The sequence below is a fragment of the Mesorhizobium sp. WSM3859 genome (assembly GCF_002295065.1).
GTDB lineage: Bacteria > Pseudomonadota > Alphaproteobacteria > Rhizobiales > Rhizobiaceae > Mesorhizobium.
The window spans coordinates 334813-353194 of record NZ_NSGG01000005.1; the positions used below are offsets into that span (position 1 = coordinate 334813).

The 18382-nt window shown below is 64.6% G+C and carries 17 protein-coding genes; 5 read left to right on the forward strand and 12 right to left on the reverse strand.

Translation table 11 applies throughout. The features are described from left to right. Positions 1 to 195: 195 nt before the first annotated feature. The 9 genes from CK230_RS14140 to CK230_RS14180 all read right to left on the reverse strand — a co-directional run bounded on the left by CK230_RS14140 (position 196) and on the right by CK230_RS14180 (position 9874). On the reverse strand, positions 196 to 510 hold the full coding sequence (locus CK230_RS14140) for a hypothetical protein (RefSeq protein ID WP_095817766.1): 315 nt from the start codon (positions 508 to 510) through the stop codon (positions 196 to 198). A 43-nt stretch (positions 511 to 553) separates the two neighbouring features. Continuing rightward, positions 554 to 916 carry a nuclear transport factor 2 family protein gene (locus tag CK230_RS14145; protein WP_042645780.1) on the reverse strand — a complete coding sequence of 121 codons (363 nt, stop codon included), beginning with the start codon at positions 914 to 916 and terminating at the stop codon, positions 554 to 556. Between the two features lie 103 nt (positions 917 to 1019). Further along, on the reverse strand, positions 1020 to 2573 hold the full coding sequence (locus CK230_RS14150; RefSeq protein ID WP_095817767.1) for an alpha/beta fold hydrolase: 1554 nt from the start codon (positions 2571 to 2573) through the stop codon (positions 1020 to 1022). 142 nt (positions 2574 to 2715) lie between these two features. Continuing rightward, complete coding sequence (locus CK230_RS14155; RefSeq protein ID WP_095817768.1) at positions 2716 to 3003, reverse strand: formate dehydrogenase subunit delta; 288 nt, start codon at positions 3001 to 3003, stop codon at positions 2716 to 2718. Continuing rightward, positions 2993 to 3823, reverse strand: coding sequence for a formate dehydrogenase accessory sulfurtransferase FdhD (fdhD, locus tag CK230_RS14160; protein ID WP_095817769.1), 831 nt, complete (start codon positions 3821 to 3823; stop codon positions 2993 to 2995). Before fdhD ends, CK230_RS14155 begins: the two co-directional genes overlap by 11 nt. A 2-nt stretch (positions 3824 to 3825) precedes the next feature. Next, positions 3826 to 6738, reverse strand: coding sequence for a formate dehydrogenase subunit alpha (gene fdhF, locus CK230_RS14165; RefSeq protein ID WP_095817770.1), 2913 nt, complete (start codon positions 6736 to 6738; stop codon positions 3826 to 3828). A 10-nt stretch (positions 6739 to 6748) separates the two neighbouring features. Next, a complete protein-coding gene (locus tag CK230_RS14170; protein WP_095817771.1) occupies positions 6749 to 8305 on the reverse strand; it encodes an NADH-quinone oxidoreductase subunit NuoF in 1557 nt (518 codons plus the stop codon). Continuing rightward, complete coding sequence (locus tag CK230_RS14175; protein ID WP_095817772.1) at positions 8302 to 8781, reverse strand: formate dehydrogenase subunit gamma; 480 nt, start codon at positions 8779 to 8781, stop codon at positions 8302 to 8304. The genes CK230_RS14170 and CK230_RS14175 overlap by 4 nt, the downstream gene beginning before the upstream one ends. Positions 8782 to 8974: 193 nt before the next feature. After that, positions 8975 to 9874: a LysR family transcriptional regulator gene (locus CK230_RS14180; RefSeq protein WP_095817773.1), complete on the reverse strand. Its 900-nt coding sequence runs from the start codon at positions 9872 to 9874 to the stop codon at positions 8975 to 8977. A 159-nt stretch (positions 9875 to 10033) separates the two neighbouring features. On the opposite strand from CK230_RS14180, the gene CK230_RS14185 reads away from it, so the two are divergent. Both CK230_RS14185 and CK230_RS14190 read left to right on the forward strand, forming a co-directional pair. Continuing rightward, entirely contained in the window at positions 10034 to 10675 is a 642-nt protein-coding gene (locus tag CK230_RS14185) for a DUF47 domain-containing protein (protein ID WP_095817885.1), read from the forward strand. Between the two features lie 3 nt (positions 10676 to 10678). Next, positions 10679 to 11683, forward strand: coding sequence for an inorganic phosphate transporter (locus CK230_RS14190; RefSeq protein ID WP_095817774.1), 1005 nt, complete (start codon positions 10679 to 10681; stop codon positions 11681 to 11683). Between the two features lie 13 nt (positions 11684 to 11696). On the opposite strand, the gene CK230_RS14195 is transcribed toward CK230_RS14190, so the two are convergent. Continuing rightward, positions 11697 to 12074, reverse strand: a complete 378-nt coding sequence (locus CK230_RS14195) for a VOC family protein (RefSeq protein ID WP_095817886.1) — start codon at positions 12072 to 12074, stop codon at positions 11697 to 11699. Between the two features lie 202 nt (positions 12075 to 12276). Between CK230_RS14195 and CK230_RS14200 the strand changes: the two genes are divergently transcribed. After that, positions 12277 to 13452, forward strand: a complete 1176-nt coding sequence (locus CK230_RS14200) for an Mrp/NBP35 family ATP-binding protein (RefSeq protein ID WP_095817775.1) — start codon at positions 12277 to 12279, stop codon at positions 13450 to 13452. A 115-nt stretch (positions 13453 to 13567) separates the two neighbouring features. Here CK230_RS14200 and CK230_RS14205 read toward each other — a convergent pair whose 3' ends face one another. Continuing rightward, entirely contained in the window at positions 13568 to 14017 is a 450-nt protein-coding gene (locus CK230_RS14205; protein ID WP_095817776.1) for a carbon monoxide dehydrogenase subunit G, read from the reverse strand. Positions 14018 to 14167: 150 nt separating this feature from the next. Here CK230_RS14205 and CK230_RS14210 point away from each other — a divergent pair, with 150 nt between their 5' ends. Both CK230_RS14210 and CK230_RS14215 read left to right on the forward strand, forming a co-directional pair. Beyond that, the gene (locus tag CK230_RS14210; protein WP_095817777.1) at positions 14168 to 15973 is read left to right on the forward strand and encodes an IlvD/Edd family dehydratase; all 1806 of its coding nucleotides are present in this window, start codon (positions 14168 to 14170) and stop codon (positions 15971 to 15973) included. 128 nt (positions 15974 to 16101) lie between these two features. Next, a complete protein-coding gene (locus tag CK230_RS14215; protein WP_095817778.1) occupies positions 16102 to 16500 on the forward strand; it encodes a hypothetical protein in 399 nt (132 codons plus the stop codon). 150 nt (positions 16501 to 16650) lie between these two features. On the opposite strand, the gene CK230_RS14220 is transcribed toward CK230_RS14215, so the two are convergent. Continuing rightward, positions 16651 to 18240 (reverse strand): trimethylamine methyltransferase family protein, encoded by a 1590-nt coding sequence (locus CK230_RS14220; RefSeq protein WP_095817779.1) that lies wholly within the window; start codon positions 18238 to 18240, stop codon positions 16651 to 16653. Positions 18241 to 18382: the final 142 nt, after the last annotated feature.

An 18382-nucleotide genomic window follows, 5' to 3' on the forward strand; every position in this document is an offset into this window, starting at 1 on the left:
CCCGCCGCTTCGCCCGAAAGGACCAGCGGGGCATGGCCCAGGAGAGCCATGACACGGCAGCCAAAGCGACTGCCATGTCATGACCGGCTCCGGTCCTCATTTGGTCGATCTAAGGCCGAGAAGTGGCGACCTGGATCGCAGCCTCTTCTGCCATCATGCTCGCCGCCGCCTCACGGCCTCGGCTCTTCGACGCAGCTATTCCACGATCCGGAAGATCTGCCACTGGCTGGTGCCCGACACCACATAGGGCTCCAATTCCTTGCCCCACTTGGCGTGCGCTTCGATCTTGGCGATCTTGGCGAAGAACGCTTCGAGCTGGGCAAGGCTTTCGACCTCGTGGTGGGATTCGATCGTCGCTTCGCGTGCGCCGATCGAGCCGGTCATGAGCCGGAAATTCAAGTCGGCCAGGCCGACCTGCGAGCCGATCTCGCGCTCCCATTTCCGCATCAGCTCAAGTGCGGTCTGCTTGTGCCCGAACCTGGCGTCGACCTGCCATCTGGCGCTGAACATCTCGGTACTCCCTCACGATTGTTTTGATTTGTTCTGCAGTCGGCTATTCGTCCCAGGCCTGCACGACGGTCTGCCGCGCGATCAGGCCGTTCTTCAGCTCCAGCATCGCCGCGCAGACCACCTTCGTGCCGTCCGGATAGGCGCAGGCTTGCATGAAGGCGAGGTTGTCGCCCTCGGCGATGGTGGTATCGACCTTGTGGGTCATCGCCCGGCTGCAGATATCGTCCCAGAAGATGCTGATCGCCGCCCGGCCGCGGATTTCGCGCGGCTTGCTCGGCGGGTTGTTGCGGTCGACGACGCGCACCAGCGCATCGTCGGTGTAGAAGCTCGACAGCAACTTGCCGTCACGGCCCTCGATCGCCTTCTTGATCGCCGCGCCGTCCACCGTCTTTGTCTTGGTCAACATCTTGTCTCTCCATGGCCCCGCAGTGCCTTCCTGGCTGCCTGCATGGGGATAATTGATACCTCTTACGGCGTCCCGACCGCTTCGCCCGAAAGCGCCATGGCTCTCATGGCCCGTCCGGGCCAGCATGTCTGGCCGAGAATGCCGCCGCCGCCGCCCGCGACGGCAGGTCGAGCTTGAGCAGGATATTGGCGACGTGCCGCTTGACCGTGTGCTCGCTGAGCTCCAGCTCGGCGGCGATCGCCGCATTGCTCTTGCCGTCGGCGATCAGGCTCACCACCTCGCTCTCGCGAGCCGTCAGCGTTGCCGGTTCGGCCGGCTTGGGCTTGGGGCGGCAGGCCGGCTCCAGATGCTGCTCGGCCGTCACCTGCACCAGCGCCAGCGGCTCGTCCAATTCGTCGAGGCTGATGCGCCCGGCATCAGTGAAATGCAGCCCGGAACCCGCCGCCAGCTCAGCCACCAGCCTTGAGCAGAGGATGTGGCCGCGTTCGGCATGGGCGGCAAGCTGCATGGCCACACGCGCCGTCAGACCCGTCGGCGGTCCACGTACCTCGATCTCGCCGACATGCACCCCTTGCGCGCTCGCCACGCCGATCTCTTGCGCCGCCTCGCGCAGCAACGCCGCGCAGCGAACGGCACGCGCCGGGCCATCGAAACGCGCAATCATCAGCTCGCCATGCGTGCCGGCGACGCGCCCGCCATGGCGGCCGACCAGCATGCGCCAGTTCTCCTGGAAGCGCAGGCTGCGTTCGCTCCACAAGCGATCGCCAAGTCGCGCGGTGTCGTAGATGCGCGTCACCAGCAGTGCTGCGAGCACGCGCTCTACATCCGCGACCGCCGGCTCCCCGGTCAGGAATTCCTCGATCAGGTCGGCCACGCGGTCGACGTCTCCGGTCCAGATCGGGTGGTCGCGCCCCGAAATCTCGACCAGGCGGGCGCCGGGGATCTTCCTGGCCAGGAAGCGGCTGGCGTCGGGGTCGACACGGGCGTCGTTACGGCGATGGATCAGGTATGTCGGCACGCTGATCGTCCCGAGCATGTCGCGCACGTCTATGCCTGCATTCATGCGGGCAAGCGCTGCCGCGGCCGTCGGGCTGGCCGACAGCCGCTCGAACCGGGCCCACCACTGGGTGAAGTGGGTATCGTCGACCCGTCCCGGTGCGAAATTGGGCAAGGTGGCGCCGGTGCCCCAGGACGTTTCCGCGGTCTCGATGAACGCTTCCAGCCGTTCCGGCGGCATCACCCATTTGTGGAAATGCGCGTAGCCGCCATAGAGCACCAGCGCCCGTGTCCGCTCGGGATAGGTGGCGGCGAACAGCATCGCCATTGGCGCGCCTTCCGAGGCACCGAGGATCGCGGCGCGGCCGCTGCCGGTGGCATCCATCACCGCGCGCACGTCGTCCATGCGCGTCTCGAGGCTGGGCAAATGGTGGGTGTCGACGCGATCGGAAAGCCCGGTGCCGCGCTTGTCGAACAGGATCAGCCGCGAGAAGGCGGAAAGCCGCTTCAAGAGCCGGCTGTAACCTTCGTCTTCCCATTGCAGGTCGAGATTGGAGATGAAGCCCGGCACGAAGACCAGATCGAACGAACCTTGGCCGATCACCTGATAGGCGATCCGCACATCCCCGCTACGGGCGTATCTGGTCTCGATAGGCCTCACGCAACTATCCCGCCCGGCCAGACGATCTCCTGCCGTCGGACCATAGCAGAAGCAGCCCGCTTCCGGCAGACAAACTTTAGCGAGTTGAAATGTAAGACCTTTGTTGCCGGGTTATTCGCGCCGTCCGCGCGACCCTTCCGGTCTATGCCTGTCTTGCATAGCCGACGCTCTTGTCGGCCTGCTCCGCCGTCGGCGGCCGCTTGATCTTGGCCGAGGCCGCGATCACGAGGTCGTCGAAATGCTCCGTGCCGGCATCCAGCATCTCGAAGAGCTGGCGTCGCATCCGCGGCTCCCAGAACTTGTTGATATGCTCGGCCAGCCCGGCGATGCCTTCCTCGCGCGGTTTCGAATGGAAGAAGGTGGCGATCTGGTTGGCCATGCGCACCAGCTTTTCCCTGGTGCTGGTGATGTGGTCTTCGTCATGCGACATGCTTGGCAACTCCGGAAGCCACCCGTTCAGGGTGGGTGAAAATATCGAAATCATCGCCGCGCACCAGCGCGACCAGCGTCATGCCGGCGGTATCCGCCGTCCGGATGGCAAGCGCCGTCGGCGCCGAAACCGCCATGATGATCGCCGCGCCGATGGCGGCCGTCTTCTGCACCATCTCGACCGAGACGCGCGAGGTCACCACGACGGCGCCGCTCGAACCGTCGACGCCGGCCTTGGCCAGCGCGCCGGCGAGCTTGTCCAGCGCATTGTGGCGGCCGACATCCTCGCGCGCCATGACGATGCCCTTTCCGGGAACATAGAAACCCGCGGCATGCACCGCGCCGGTCTCCGAATGCAGCGGCTGCTGCTTCGACAGCAGGCGGACGGCGCTTGTGACGTCCTTGGCCTGAAGCGTAAGCCGTGACGCACCAACTGCGTCGACCGAGCGCATCGCCTCCTCGATGGATTCGATGCCGCACAAGCCGCAGCCGACAGGCCCGGCCAGCCGGCGCCGCCTCGCCTGGAAGCGCGTGTTGGCCTGGTCCTTCAGCCGGATCTGGATGTCGATGCCGGCGCCGAGATCCTCGACCTCTATCGCCTCGATCTCCTTCGGGTCGGCGATGATGCCTTCCGTCAGCGAGAAGCCAAGCGCGAAATCCTCGAAATCGGCGGGGCTCGCCATCATCACGGCATGCGTTGTGCCGGCAAAGGAGAACGCCACCGGCGTCTCTTCCGGCACCATACGGTTCGCGGCAGCGGTGCCGCCGGCGCGATGCGCCAGCCGCGAGATTTGCGTCGTGGCTTTGCGCCGCGCGGTCAAGACTACTCCGCCGCCTGCAGCGGCGCGATGCGACGGCTCTGCTTGGCCTGCTCGTTATAGTCCTTCTGCCAATCGGTCGGCCCGTTGGACGGCGCCACCTGCACGGCGGTGACCTTGTATTCCGGACAGTTGGTCGCCCAGTCCGAGAAGTCCGTGGTGATCACGTTGGCCTGCGTGTCCGGGTGGTGGAAAGTCGTGTAGACGACGCCGGGCGAGACGCGGTCGGTGATCAGCGCGCGCAGCGTGGTTTCGCCGGAGCGGCTGGCCAGCCGCACCCAGTCGCCTTCGCGCACGCCGCGCACCTCGGCGTCGTGCGGATGGATCTCCAGCCGGTCCTCGGCATGCCACGCGACATTCTCGGTGCGCCTTGTCTGCGCGCCGACATTGTATTGCGACAGGATACGGCCGGTGGTGAGCAGCAGCGGATAGCGCGGACCGGTCCGCTCGTCGGTCGCCACATATTCGGTGCGGATGAACTTGCCCTTGCCGCGCACGAAGCCGTCGACATGCATGATCGGCGTGCCGAGCGGCGCCTTCTCGTTGCAGGGCCACTGCACCGAACCGACGCGGTCGAGCAGCTCGAACGAGACGCCGGCAAAGCTCGGCGTCGTCTTGGCAATCTCGTCCATGATCTCAGACGGATGCGTGTAGTTCCAGTCGAGACCGATGGCGCGGGCAAGCTCCTGCGTCGCTTCCCAGTCGGCGTAGCGCGCCTTCGGCTCGATGACCTTGCGCACCATGTTGATGCGGCGCTCGGCATTGGTGAAGGTGCCGTCCTTCTCGAGGAAGGTCGAGCCCGGCAGGAAGACATGCGCGTAGTTGGCCGTCTCGTTGAGGAAGAGGTCGTGCACGACCACGCATTCCATCGCGGCGAGGCCGCCGGCGACGTGCTTGGTGTCGGGATCGGACTGCAGGATGTCCTCGCCCTGGATGTAGATGCCCTTGAACGAGCCGTCGACGGCGGCGTCCAGCATGTTGGGGATGCGCAAGCCGGGTTCGTCGTCCAGCTTCACGCCCCACAGGCTCTCATAGATGTCGCGCACGGCTTCGCCCGAGATGTGGCGGTAGCCCGGCAGCTCATGCGGGAAGGAACCCATGTCGCACGAGCCCTGCACGTTGTTCTGGCCCCGCAGCGGATTCACGCCGACACCCGGACGGCCGATATTGCCAGTCGCCATGGCAAGGTTCGCGATCGCCATCACCGTGGTCGAGCCCTGGCTGTGTTCGGTGACGCCGAGGCCGTAATAGATCGCGCCATTGCCGCCCTTGGCGTAAAGGCGCGCAGCGCCCCGGATGGCTTCCGGGTCGACGCCCGACAGCTTGCCGACCGTCTCCGGGCTGTTTTCCGGGAGCGCAACGAACGACGCCCAGTCCTGGAACTCGGCCCAGTCGCAGCGCTCGCGGATGAAGGCTTCGTCGAACAGGCCTTCGGTCACGATGACGTGCGCCAGCGCCGTCAGCACCGCCACATTGGTGCCGGGCTTCAGCGGCAGGTGATAGTCGGCCTCGACATGCGCCGACTTGACCATCTCGGTGCGGCGCGGATCGAGCACGATCAGCTTTGCGCCTTGGCGCAGCCGCTTCTTCAGCCGCGAGGCGAAGACCGGATGGGCGGAAGCCGGATTGGCGCCGATGACGACGGCAACGTCGGTGAATTCGACCGAATCGAAATCCTGCGTGCCGGCCGAGGTGCCGTAGGTCTGGCCGAGGCCATAGCCGGTCGGCGAGTGGCAGACGCGCGCACAGGTGTCGACATTGTTGTTGCGGAAGCCCTGCCGCACCAGCTTCTGGACGAGGTAGGTCTCCTCATTCGTGCAGCGCGAGGAGGTGATGCCGCCGATCGCGGTGCGTCCATACTGATACTGGATGCGGCGGAATTCCTTCGCCGTATGGGCGATCGCCTCTTCCCAGCTCACTTCGCGCCACGGATCGGAGATCTTCTCGCGGATCATCGGCGACAGGATGCGGTCCTTGTGGGTGGCATAACCGTAAGCGAAACGGCCCTTCACGCAGGAATGGCCGTGGTTCGCCTTGCCGTCCTTGTAAGGCATCATGCGGATGACTTCGTCACCCTTCACCTCGGCCTTGAAGGAGCAGCCGACGCCGCAATAGGCGCAAGTGGTGACCGCCGAGCGCTCAGGCATGCCCTTTTCGAGCACGGTCTTCTCGCGCAGCGCGTCGGTCGGGCAGGCCTGCACGCAGGCGCCGCAGGAGACGCATTCCGAAGCGATGAAATCCTCATGCATGCCCGCGACCATGCGCGATTCGAAGCCGCGGCCCTCGATGGTCAGCGCGAAGGTGCCCTGCACCTCTTCGCAGGCGCGCACGCATCGCGAGCAGACGATGCACTGCGCCGGGTCATAGGTGAAATAGGGGTTGGATTCGTCACGGGCGATATAGTCGACCGCGAGCGAGCCATGGCCGGGCGCGACGCCGCCATCTTCCTTGACGTGGTTGCGGCCTTCGGTGCCGTAGCGGTTCTCGGTGAGGCCGACCGACTTCGCCACCGCGTCGAATTCGCTGGCGCCGGTGCCGGCCTTCTCGTTCCAGCCGGTCGGATGGTCGGAGACATAGAGCTCCATGACGCCGCGGCGGATGGCGTCGAGCCGGTCCGACTGGGTGCGCACCACCATGCCTTCGCCGACCGGCGTCGTGCAGGAGGCCGGCGTGCCGCCGCGCCCTTCGATCTCGACCAAGCAGACGCGGCAGGAACCGAAAGAGTCCAGCATGTCGGTGGCGCAAAGCTTCGGAATCTCGACCCCGCCTTCCATAGCCGCGCGCATGATCGAGGTGCCTTCCGGCACCGTGATGCTTTGCCCGTCGACGATCAGCGTGACCTGCTTCGTCGCCTTCGACTCCGGCGTTCCGTAGTCGATCTCTTCGATGAGCGTCGGGAAGTCGGCCTTGATGTTCATCTGCCAGCTCCTATTCAGCCGCCACGCGCGCCGGCGCGGGCTTGAAATCCTCGGGGAAATGCGTGATCGAGCTCATCACCGGATAAGGCGTGAAGCCGCCCAGCGCGCAGAGCGATCCGAACTTCATCGTGTTGCAGAGGTCGGTGACCAAAGCGAGGTTCTTCTCCGCCTCGATGCCTGCGGCGACCTTGTCGAGAACCTCGACGCCGCGCGTCGAGCCGATGCGGCAGGGCGTGCACTTGCCGCAGCTTTCAATGGCACAGAACTCCATGGCGAAGCGCGCCTGCTTCAGCATGTCGGCGCTGTCATCGAACACGGTGATGCCGGCATGGCCGATCAGTCCGTCGCGCTTGGCGAATTCCTCATAATCGAAGGGGGTGTCGAACAGCGCGCGCGGGAAATAGGCGCCGAGTGGTCCGCCGACCTGCACCGCCTTCACCGGCCGGCCCGAAGCCGTGCCGCCGCCGATCTCGTCGACGATTTCGCCGAGGGTGAGGCCGAAGGCTGTCTCGAACAGGCCGCCATGCTTGACGTTGCCGGCGATCTGGATCGGGATCGTGCCGCGCGAGCGGCCCATGCCGAAATCCTTATAGTAGGCGGCGCCCTTGTCCATGATGATCGGCACCGAGGCCAGGCTGATGACATTGTTGATCACCGTCGGCTTGCCGAACAACCCTTGAATGGCGGGAAGCGGCGGCTTGGCGCGCACCACGCCGCGCTTGCCTTCGAGGCTGTTCAACAGCGAGGTTTCCTCGCCGCAGACATAGGCGCCGGCGCCGACGCGGATCTCCATGTCGAAGGCGTTGGGCGAGCCCAGGACGTTGAGGCCCAGCACGCCGGCCTTGCGGGCGATCGCGACGGCCTTGTTCATCGTCGCCACCGCATGCGGATATTCCGAGCGGATATAGACGAAACCCTTGGTCGCGCCGGTCGCGATGCCGGCGATCGCCATGCCTTCGATCAGCACGAAGGGATCGCCTTCCATGATCATGCGGTCGGCGAAAGTAGCGCTGTCGCCTTCGTCGGCGTTGCAGACGATGTATTTCTGCGCGCCCGCAGTATCCAGCACCGTCTTCCACTTGATGCCGGTCGGGAAGCCGGCGCCGCCACGGCCGCGCAGGCCGGACTCGGTAACCTGCTTGACGACATCGGCCGGCGCCATGGCGACGGCGTTCTGCAGGCCGCGCAGGCCGCCCAGCGACTTGTAGGCATCGAGCGACAGCGGGTCGTTGATGCCGCAGCGCGCGAAGGTCAGCCGGGTCTGCTTGGCGAAGAAGGGGATCTTGTCGGGCGCGCCCAGCCAGCGCTTGTGGTGACCGCCCTTGAGGAAGCCGCTGTCGAACAGGCTCTTGACGTCGGACGGCTTGACCGGGCCGTAGGCGACGCGGCCCTCGGCCGTGGCCACCTCGACCATCGGTTCCAGGAAATAGGCGCCGCGCGAGCCGTTGCGCACGATCTTGGCCTCGACGCCGCGCTCCTTGAGCTCTTTCTCGATCGCCCTGGCGACCTTCTCGGCGCCGAGCGCCAGCGCGCCGGAGTCTGCGGGGATATAGATGCGCGGGATCATGAACGCACCTCCGCGACGATCTCTTCGATCTTCTCGTCATCGAGCCGGCCAATGACTTCGCCGTCGAGCATCGCCGATGGCGAGCAGGCGCAAAGCCCGAGGCAGTAGACCGGCTCCAGTGTAACTGATCCGTCGCGTGTGGTCTCGTGGAAACCGATGCCGAGCAGCTGCTTGACCTTGGCCGCGACCGCTTCCGAGCCCATCGACTGGCAGGCTTCCGCCTGGCAGAGCTTCAGCACGTGCCGTCCGGCCGGCTTGGCGCGGAAATCGTGATAGAAGCTGACAACGCCGTGCACTTCGGCGCGGGAAAGATTCAGCCCGTCGGCGATCACCGGCAGCGCATCCTTCGGAACGTGCCCGAACTCTTCCTGTATGCTGTGCAGGATCGGCAGCAGCGGGCCTTCGAGGCCCTTCATCTCGTCAATGATCGACGCCGTGCGCGACGCGATCTCGGTACTTGCGGCCTGCATGGTCACGCAGCGCCCTCCCTGGTCGTGGCGGCCAATGTATGTCACCCCAGGATATAGAGCGGTTTCGGGGCAACGACATGCATAGGGCGCAATATCGCTAAGTCCTTACGAAATCAGAGGAAACCTCCGAAATCAATAAAGCGCTCCCGTCGATCGATAGAAATTTTCTATCAAGAAGCGGCGGCTCGCATTCTCTAGCCTAGCGATGGCGGCGGAAATCGTCCGCCAGCGCCATCGCCTCGCCCAGCAGCGCCTGCACCAGCGGCGTGTGCGGCTCGCGCGGCGCCGCCACCAGACCGACCGTGTGGCTGGCGTCCGGCTCGACGATCGGAATGGCCCGGATCGGCTCCGAAAAGCCGAACGTTTCCGCGAGGTTGAGCGGCATGATCGACGACCATTTGCCTGTACGGATATGCGAGAACAGAACGATCATCGAATTCGATTCCAGCGTGGGCCGCACCTGCACGCCGGCCTCCGCCAGATGCTGGTCGATGATGCGGCGATTCTGCATGTCCGGCGTCAGCAGGCAAAGCGGTAGCTGGCTGATCTCGGCCCACGTCACTTTGTCGCGGTCGGAATAGGGGTTCCCGACCGCCGTGATCAACTGGTAGCGCTCGTTATAGAGCGGCACGCTGATGACGCGCCCAAGCGGCTCGTTGTCGAGATAGGTGATGCCGGCATCGACGTCGAAATTGCCGAGGAGCGTCAGCACCTCGATCGAGGTGCGCGACAGGATAGAGAAGGTGACGCCAGGATGCTTTTCGCGGAACGGCGTCGTCAGCCGCGCGACCATGGCCAGCGCCGTGGGAACGGCGGCGATGCGGATGCGGCCGGAGAGGCCGCGGCGCGCCGCCCGCATCTCCTCGCGCATCGTCCTTGTGTCGCCGACGATGCGGCGCGCCCAGCCCAGCACCTGCGTTCCTTCCGGCGTCAGCCCCTGAAACCGCGAGCCGCGCAGCACCAGCATGACGCCGAGCTGCTCCTCGAGCTGCTTGATGCCGGCTGACAGCGTCGGCTGGGTGACGCCGCACACCTCCGCCGCCCGGCCGAAATGCTCTTCCTTGGCCAAAGCGATGAAGAATTCCAGTTTGTCGATCATGCCATCCGATCCACCACGGTTTAACTCAAGGTCGGAGAAATCGCCTTGCCGCGCAAGACGTGGGCGCAATCGGACGTCTTCCACATTTTTGAGCCGGCTATCTGTTTTCCCGCGCCACGCATGGCGCTATGTGAGATAGGCGAAGGCAAGGAGGACGAGATGCTGGGCTGGTTTCGCAAGCTGTTGCCGCGCGAGGATCGCTTCTTCGACCTGTTCGAGCGGCATTCGCGCACCGTGGTCGGCGGCGCGGAAGCCCTTCAGCAGCTTCTCGGCGGCAATGACATCGACCGCTGGTGCCAGAAGATCGTGGATCTCGAAAACGAGGCTGACGGCATCACCGCCGAGGTCCTGCTTGCGGTCAGGCGCTCCTTCATCACCCCTTTCGATCGCGGCGACATCAAGGATTTGATCCAATCGATGGATGACGCCATCGACATGATGCACAAGACCGTCAAGACGGTGAAACTGTTCGAGGTGAAGGAGTTCGACCCGCTGATGCAGGAAATGGGCGACGTCATCGTCCAGGCTGCCCGGCTGGTCGCCGAAGCGATACCGCTGCTCGGCAAGGTCGGCGCCAACGCGGCCCGCCTCAACGCCATCGCCGAGGAGGTCATGCGCGTCGAGGGCCGCGCCGACGACCTGCACGAGCAGGGCCTGAAGGACTTGTTCATGCATCACGGCCGCAGCGACCCGATGGCTTACCTGATCGGCTCGGAGATCTACGGCCAACTGGAAAAGGTGGTCGACCGCTTCGAGGACGTCGCCAACGAGATCAGCGGCATCGTGATCGAGAACGTTTAGGCGATGGACGCCACAATCGCTTTTCCCCTGCTGGTCAGCCTCGTTGCCGTGGCGCTGTTCTTCGATTTCCTCAACGGCTTGCACGATGCGGCAAATTCGATCGCGACCATCGTCTCCACCCGTGTGCTCAGGCCGCATTATGCGGTGTTCTGGGCAGCTTTCTTCAATTTCATCGCCTTCCTGTTCTTCGGCCTGCATGTCGCCGAGACGGTGGGGAAAGGCATTGTCGACGCCAGCATTGTCACGCCGGCGGTGATCTTCTCAGCACTTGTCGGCGCCATCGTCTGGAACATCGTCACCTGGGTCGCCGGCATTCCGTCCAGCAGCTCGCACGCGCTGATCGGTGGGCTGGTCGGCGCTGGCGTCGCCAAGGCCGGATCGGGCGCCATCGTCTGGTCGGGGCTCGGCAAGACGGTCGCGGCCATCGTGCTCTCGCCGGCGACGGGATTCGTGCTCGCGCTCCTCCTCGTTCTAGTGGTCTCCTGGCTGTTCGTGCGCCAGACGCCGTTCGCGGTCGACAACACGTTTCGCGTGCTGCAGTTCTTTTCCGCCTCGCTCTATTCGCTGGGACATGGCGGCAACGACGCGCAGAAGACCATGGGCATCATCGCCGTGCTGCTCTATTCGCAAGGCATGCTCGGCCAGAGCTTCTACGTGCCGCTGTGGGTGGTCATTACCTGCCAGTCGGCGCTGGCTCTGGGCACGTTGCTCGGCGGCTGGCGCATCGTCCACACGATGGGATCGAAGATCACGCGGCTGAACCCCATGCAGGGTTTTTGCGCCGAGACCGGCGGCGCCATAACGCTGTTCGCCGCCACCTGGCTCGGTGTTCCGGTCTCGACCACCCACACCATCACCGGCGCCATCATCGGCGTCGGCGCCGCGCGCCGTGTCTCCGCCGTGCGCTGGGGCATCGCCGGCAACATCGTCGTCGCATGGGTGATCACCTTGCCGGCGACGGCGGCGATTGCAGCGCTGACCTACCTCGCCACCAGGCTGGCCGCTTAGCTTCGCGGCGAGGCTATTTGTCGACCAGGTTCAGGATGTTGCCGTCGGGATCCTTGAACCAGGCGACCTTCATCCCGTCACCGACATGGATGTCGCCCTGCAGCGTCAGACCAGGCATTTCGTAATGTTCGAAGCTCACGCCCTTCGACTTCAACGATTTGACGATCGGCTCGATCTGGTCGCCGACCGTCCACGTCACCGCCGTCGCCTTGTTGGTGCCGGCGAACTGCGAATGATAGACATTGATGAGCGTGTCGCCGCTTTTGTAGACGATCAGTTCGCCGCCCATGTCATCCACCTGGCTGAGACCCAGCGTTCCCTCATAGAAAGCTTTGGCCTTTTCCAGGTCTCGCACCGCGAGATTGGCTGTCGCATTGCTGTTTTCGAGCATGACGATCTCCTTCACAGTCTGTCGTGATGGCAAGAGAGATAGCGCGGGCAGCTCGTTTGGCCATGACAAGCTTCGAATGCCGATCGGGAGATCTGACACCGTCCGTCGCTTTCCGGGGCAGGCCGGCTGAGCGATTGCGCCACGACTTGGTTCCGCCGGCAAACTGCACTATCTGGAACGCCAAAGCCCCCGAGGAAAGATCATGACCGTTACCAAGGAATCCGTCGTCGAACGCCTGAAGACGGTGAACGGGCCGGATTTCACCGGCAATATCGTCGACCTGGGCATGGTCTCGGAGATATTCATCGCCGATTCCAAGGTCTTCTTCTCGATCACTGTTCCCGCCGCCCGTGCCCAGGAGCTGGAGCCGCTGCGCGCCGCCGCCGAGCGCGCGGTAAAGGCGATCCCCGGCGTCGCCAGCGCCGTCGTCGCGCTGACGGCGGAGAAGAAGGGCGGCGGCATGGAAGCGCCTGTACCGCCGCGTCCGGCGGCGCCGAGGCCCGCCGCACCGCAGCCGGCGCCACAGCGTCCCGCACCGCAGGCGCCTGCGTCGCACAGCCACGGCAGGCGCGGCGTGCCCGGCATCGACGCCATCATCGCCGTCGCCTCCGGCAAGGGTGGCGTCGGCAAGTCGACCACCGCGGTGAACGTCGCGCTTGGCCTTGCGGCCAATGGGCTGAAGGTCGGCGTGCTTGACGCCGACATCTACGGGCCGTCGATGCCCAGGCTGCTCAACATCCATGGCCGGCCGCAGACGGTCGACGGCAAGATCTTGAAGCCGATGCAGAATTATGGCCTGAAGGTCATGTCCATGGGCTTCCTCGTCGATGAGGAGACGCCGATGATCTGGCGCGGCCCGATGGTGATGTCGGCGCTGACCCAGATGCTGCGCGAGGTCGAATGGGGCCCGCTCGACGTGCTGGTGGTCGATATGCCGCCCGGCACCGGCGACGCCCAGCTCACCATGGCCCAGCAGGTGCCGCTCGCCGGTGCCGTCATCGTCTCGACGCCGCAGGACCTGGCGCTGATCGATGCGCGCAAGGGTCTCAACATGTTCAAGAAGGTCGACGTGCCGCTGCTCGGCATCGTCGAGAACATGAGCTACTTCCTCGCCCCCGACACCGGCAAGCGCTACGACATTTTCGGCCATGGTGGCGCGCGCCGCGAGGCCGAGCGCCTCGGCGTCACCTTCCTCGGCGAGGTGCCGCTGGAGATGGGAATTCGTGAAAGCTCGGACGCCGGCGCGCCGGTCGTTGCCTCAAAGCCGGAGGGCGCGGAGGCGAAAATCTACCGAGACATCGCATTAAAGGTCTGGGATCGGGTCCAGGAAGAGCGCGGCGCGGCCGAAGCCGCCGTGCCGAGCATCGTGTTCGAATAGTCCTGCTCGGTCGGCGCTAGAGCAATTCCAGGAAAAGTGTGAGCGGTTTCCGTCCGGAATTGCGCAAAAACAAGGAGATAGAGCGGTTCGCCGTTTCCGTGAAACGTGAAACGCTCTAGGCGCCGACCTTCTCGCCGAACGTCGAGAAGAACTGCCCCGCGAGCTTCTTCGATGTCGACTGGATCAGCCGGCTGCCGAGCTGCGCGATCTTGCCGCCGACCTCGGCTTTGGCGGCGTATTTGAGCAGCGTCGCATCCGGCCCATCCTCGGTCAGCGTCACGTCGGCGCCGCCCTTGGCGAAACCGGCGATGCCGCCCTTGCCTTCGCCCTGGATGGTGTAGGAATGCGGCGGCTTGAGGTTCTTCAGCGTCACTTCGCCATTGAAGGTCGCCTTGATCGGCCCGATCTTCAGCACCACGGTCGCCGCCATCTCGGTGGCCGAGTTCTTTTCCAGGCTCTGGCAGCCGGGAATCGCCTCTTTCAGGATTTCCGGGTCGTTGAGGGCCTCCCACACTTTTTCGACGGGTGCGGCGATCCGCTCCTCGCCTTCGATCACCAAAGCCATCAAGACCTCCCCGATTGCTGTTATCGGTTGGTCGTAGCGCGCGGCCAGTAACAAGTCTATCGCACCAAAGTCCGGGGTCGGGCAGCGCCTGCCTCTTGCTTGCGCTCGCGCGTTGTCCTATCGATTTGTCATACAAATACGGAGACCACCATGGCAGGCGCCCCCACCAAGAAAAAGAAGTTTCGCTCGCAGGAGTGGTTCGACAATCCCGACAATCCGGGCATGACGGCGCTCTATCTCGAGCGCTATCTCAATTACGGCCTGACGCGCGCCGAGCTGATGTCGGGCAAGCCGCTGATCGGCATCGCGCAGACCGGTTCCGACCTTTCGCCCTGCAACCGCCACCACCTCGAGCTTGCCAAGCGCGTGCGCGAGGGCATCGTCTCGATGGGCGGCATCCCCTTCGAGTTCCCGTGCCATCCGATCCAGGAAACCGGCAAGCGCCCGACCGCGTCGCTCGACCGCAATCTCGCCTATCTGAGCCTCGTCGAGGTGCTCTACGGCTATCCGCTTGACGGCGTCGTGCTCACCATCGGCTGCGACAAGACCACGCCGGCGCTGCTGATGGCGGCGGCCACCGTGAACATTCCGGCGATCGCGCTGTCGGTCGGCCCGATGCTCAATGGCTGGCACAAGGGCAAGCGCACCGGTTCCGGCACCATCGTCTGGGAATCCCGGCAACGGCTCTCGGCAGGCGAGATCGACTATGACGAGTTCATGGACATCGTCGCCTCCTCGGCGCCGTCGACCGGCTATTGCAACACAATGGGCACCGCCACCACCATGAACTCGCTGGCCGAGGCGCTCGGCATGCAACTGCCGGGCTCGGCCGCCATTCCGGCGCCCTATCGCGAACGCGGCCAGATCGCCTATGAGACCGGCAAGCGCATCGTCGATATGGTGCATGAGGATTTGAAGCCCTCCGACATCATGACGCGCCAGGCCTTCGAGAACGCCATCGTCGTCAATTCGGCGATCGGCGGCTCCACCAACGCGCCAATCCACCTCAACGCCATCGCCCGCCATCTCGGCGTGCCGCTCGACAATGACGACTGGCAGAAGATCGGCCTTAACGTGCCGCTGCTCGTCAACCTGCAGCCGACCGGCGAATATCTTGGCGAAGATTATCACCATGCCGGCGGCGTGCCGGCGGTTGTAGCCGAACTGATGAAGGGCGGCCTGCTGCCGCATCCCGGTGCGATCACCGCCAACGGCAAGTCGATGGGCGACAATTGCCGTGACGCCGTCAACGAGAACCACGACGTCATCCGCAGCGCCGACCAGCCGCTCAAGGCCAATGCCGGCTTCATCAACCTCAAGGGCAATCTGTTCGATTCCGCCATCATGAAGACCAGCGGCATCTCGCCCGAATTCCGCCAGCGCTACCTCTCCAACCCGAACGACCCCGAGGCCTTCGAAGGCAACGCCATGGTCTTCGATGGGCCGGAGGATTACCACGCCCGCATCGACGATCCCGCGCAGGGCATCGACGAGCACACGATCCTGTTCATGCGCGGCGCCGGTCCGGTCGGCTATCCGGGCGGCGCCGAGGTGGTCAACATGCAGCCGCCGGCCTACCTCATCAAGAAGGGCATCCATGCGCTGGCCTGCATCGGCGACGGCCGCCAGTCCGGCACCTCAGGCTCGCCGTCGATCCTCAACGCCTCGCCGGAAGCCGCGATCGGCGGCGGACTCGCGCTGCTGAAGACCGGCGACCGCGTCCGCATCGATCTGAAGAAGGGCACGGCCAACATTCTCGTCAGCGACGAGGAGATCGCCAAGCGGCGCGCAGCACTTCAGGGCAATGGCGGCTATCACTATCCCAAGCACCAGACGCCGTGGCAGGAGATCCAGCGCGGCATGGTCGACCAGTTCTCGGCCGGCATGGTGTTGAAGCCCGCGGTGAAGTATCAGGACGTCGCCCACACCAGCGGCGTGCCGCGCGACAATCATTGATCGCGTAGCCGGCTAATCATTAGGGCGGCCTGCCCACAGCAGGTCGCCCTTTTCTGTTGCCTTGTTTCGTCTCAACGGAACCCACAGATAAGTTGAACCTCGGCAGCCTCGCTAAGGGGAGATCATCTGTGGCGAGACGGCGCTCTTCCCTTGGCTTCCTCGGCATGTTCGGCCGCTCCGGCGACCTGCGCCAGCTGGATGAGGCGTTGCGCAAGGCCGACCTGCATCCGGCCCTGGTTCCCGAAGGCGTCAAACTCACCATCGTCAATCTGATGAACGACCGCTGGCCGGACGAGCCACCGGCTGACGCCTATAGCTCGGTGGCGCAGCTCTGCGGCTATTGTGTCGCTGGGCCGGACGTGTTCGAGCAGGCCAATGGCCGTGAGACGACCTTGGCGGTCGAGCGCCGCATCGAAGCGGCGCTGGAGGCCGGCGACAGTTTCGACGCGCGGATCGTGCTGATGACGCTGCACGCCAAGCTGATCAACGCCGAGGTGGTCCAGCGCTACGACTTGAGGGCCGATTGACTGGCAGGTAGGAGACGTTGAGATTCAGGTCAGGCCGAGTCGAAAATGGTGGTCTCCGAGAACCGGAGCGGAGCGTACTTGAGTACGTGAGCACCGGAAGCGCAGGAAGCCGCCATTTGCAGGCCGGCCTCACCGATATATCGACGCTTCCTATCCGCCCATGCCGCTGCGCGGCAACTTGATCATCTCGCCGAAGCGAGCGCGCAATTTGTCGTCGAGCAGGCGCGAGACGTGGCGCGGGAAACGCTCGGCAAGCACGCGCTTCTTCTCCGCAATCGCCCGCGACAGGATGTCGGGCCGGCCCCTTTCGTTCCATTCCTTAGGCGAGAAACGATCGCCGACGGCGGGATAGAAATACTCGGTCTGCATCAGCTTCAATGTCTGATCGTTGCCGAGATAGTGCCCGGGGCCCTTGAGGCAGACCTCGGCGATGGTGTCGATCGACAGCGCATCGTCGGTGACCTCGATGCCGCGCACGCAGCGCAGGCAATGTCCCAGCATGTCGTTGTCGATGATCAGGCTTTCCAGGCAGAAGCCAAGCAGCGAGGCATGCATGCCGGCCGATTCATAGACGAGATTGAGACCGGCAAGACCGGCCATCACGTCAGTGATGCCCTTTTCATAGCCGGACTGGATGTCCGGCAGTTTCGAATCCGTCATGCCGGCGGCCGAACCACCCGGCAGGTCGTAATATTGCGCCATCTGCGCGCAGGCCGCGGTCAGCACAGCCTGCTCGGCCGAACCACCGGACATGGCGCCGGTCCTGAGATCGGAAACGAATGGCCAGGTGCCGAAGATCGCCGGATGCCCGGGCTTGATGGCGTTGACGTAGACCAGACCCATCAGCACTTCCGCCACCGCTTGCACGACCGCGCCGGCAATCGCGGCGGGCGCCGTGGCGCCGGCCTGGCCGGCCGACAGCAGCAGGATCGGAATGCCGCCTTCGACGCAGGCTTCGAGCACGCCGCAGGCGTCCTCGGCGAATTTCATCGGCGGCACGACGAAGCAATTGGAGTTGGAGACGAAGGGGCGGGCCCTGAAATTCTCCTCGGCGCCAGCGATCGCATAGAGCATTTCCAGCGCCGGCTTGACGTTCTCGCGCACCGTGAAGGAGGTGCCGACATGCTTGGATGTCCCCATCACGCAGGCGTAAAGCGTGTTGAAATCCATATCGAGCGGATCGGGGATATCGCGCGGCACCATGGTACGCTGGAAGAAATGGATGTTGTCCAGCCCGTCGACGAGGCGGGCGGCGTCATAGAGGTCCTGCAGCAGCGATTCGCGATATTCGCGCTTCTCGACATCGACCAGATGCACCGCCGCGCCCGCAGTGCCGTAATGCACACGTTTTCCCTGGATGAGCATGTCGTGCTTCGGATCTTGGCCGTAGAGGGTGAAATTGCGGGCTGCCTTCTTGATCGTGTCCAGCACCAGCGCACGCGGCAGCCGGATGCGGCCGTCGTCGCCATGGATGCCGCCGACCCGGACCAGCGCTTCGATGCAGGATGGGATGGCGTTGGCGAAGCCGACGGTCTCCAGGAGCGTCAGCACCGCTTCGTGGATGCGTTCGCGGTCGTTCTGGCTCAATGGCCCATAGCTGCCGCCTTCAAGTCCCGCTCGCACCGGACGGATGTCGTCGGCCAAGGGCGCTGCCCGCATCGCGCGGCGCGCTTCGCGCCCGCCGGACCGCCGCGAACGCTGGTCCGACGACGATTCCTGCTTCTCGAGAGCCACTGACATGGAAGCACTCCACTTTTTGTCTTTATCTGCGAGACGGCCCGCGGCGGTTGTTGGTCCACCATTGGCCTGCCTCGTCCCCTTCTGGCCCCGACTATGCCGCCGGCATTGGTACAGCCTATGGGCCAGCCATTTCCGTCGAATA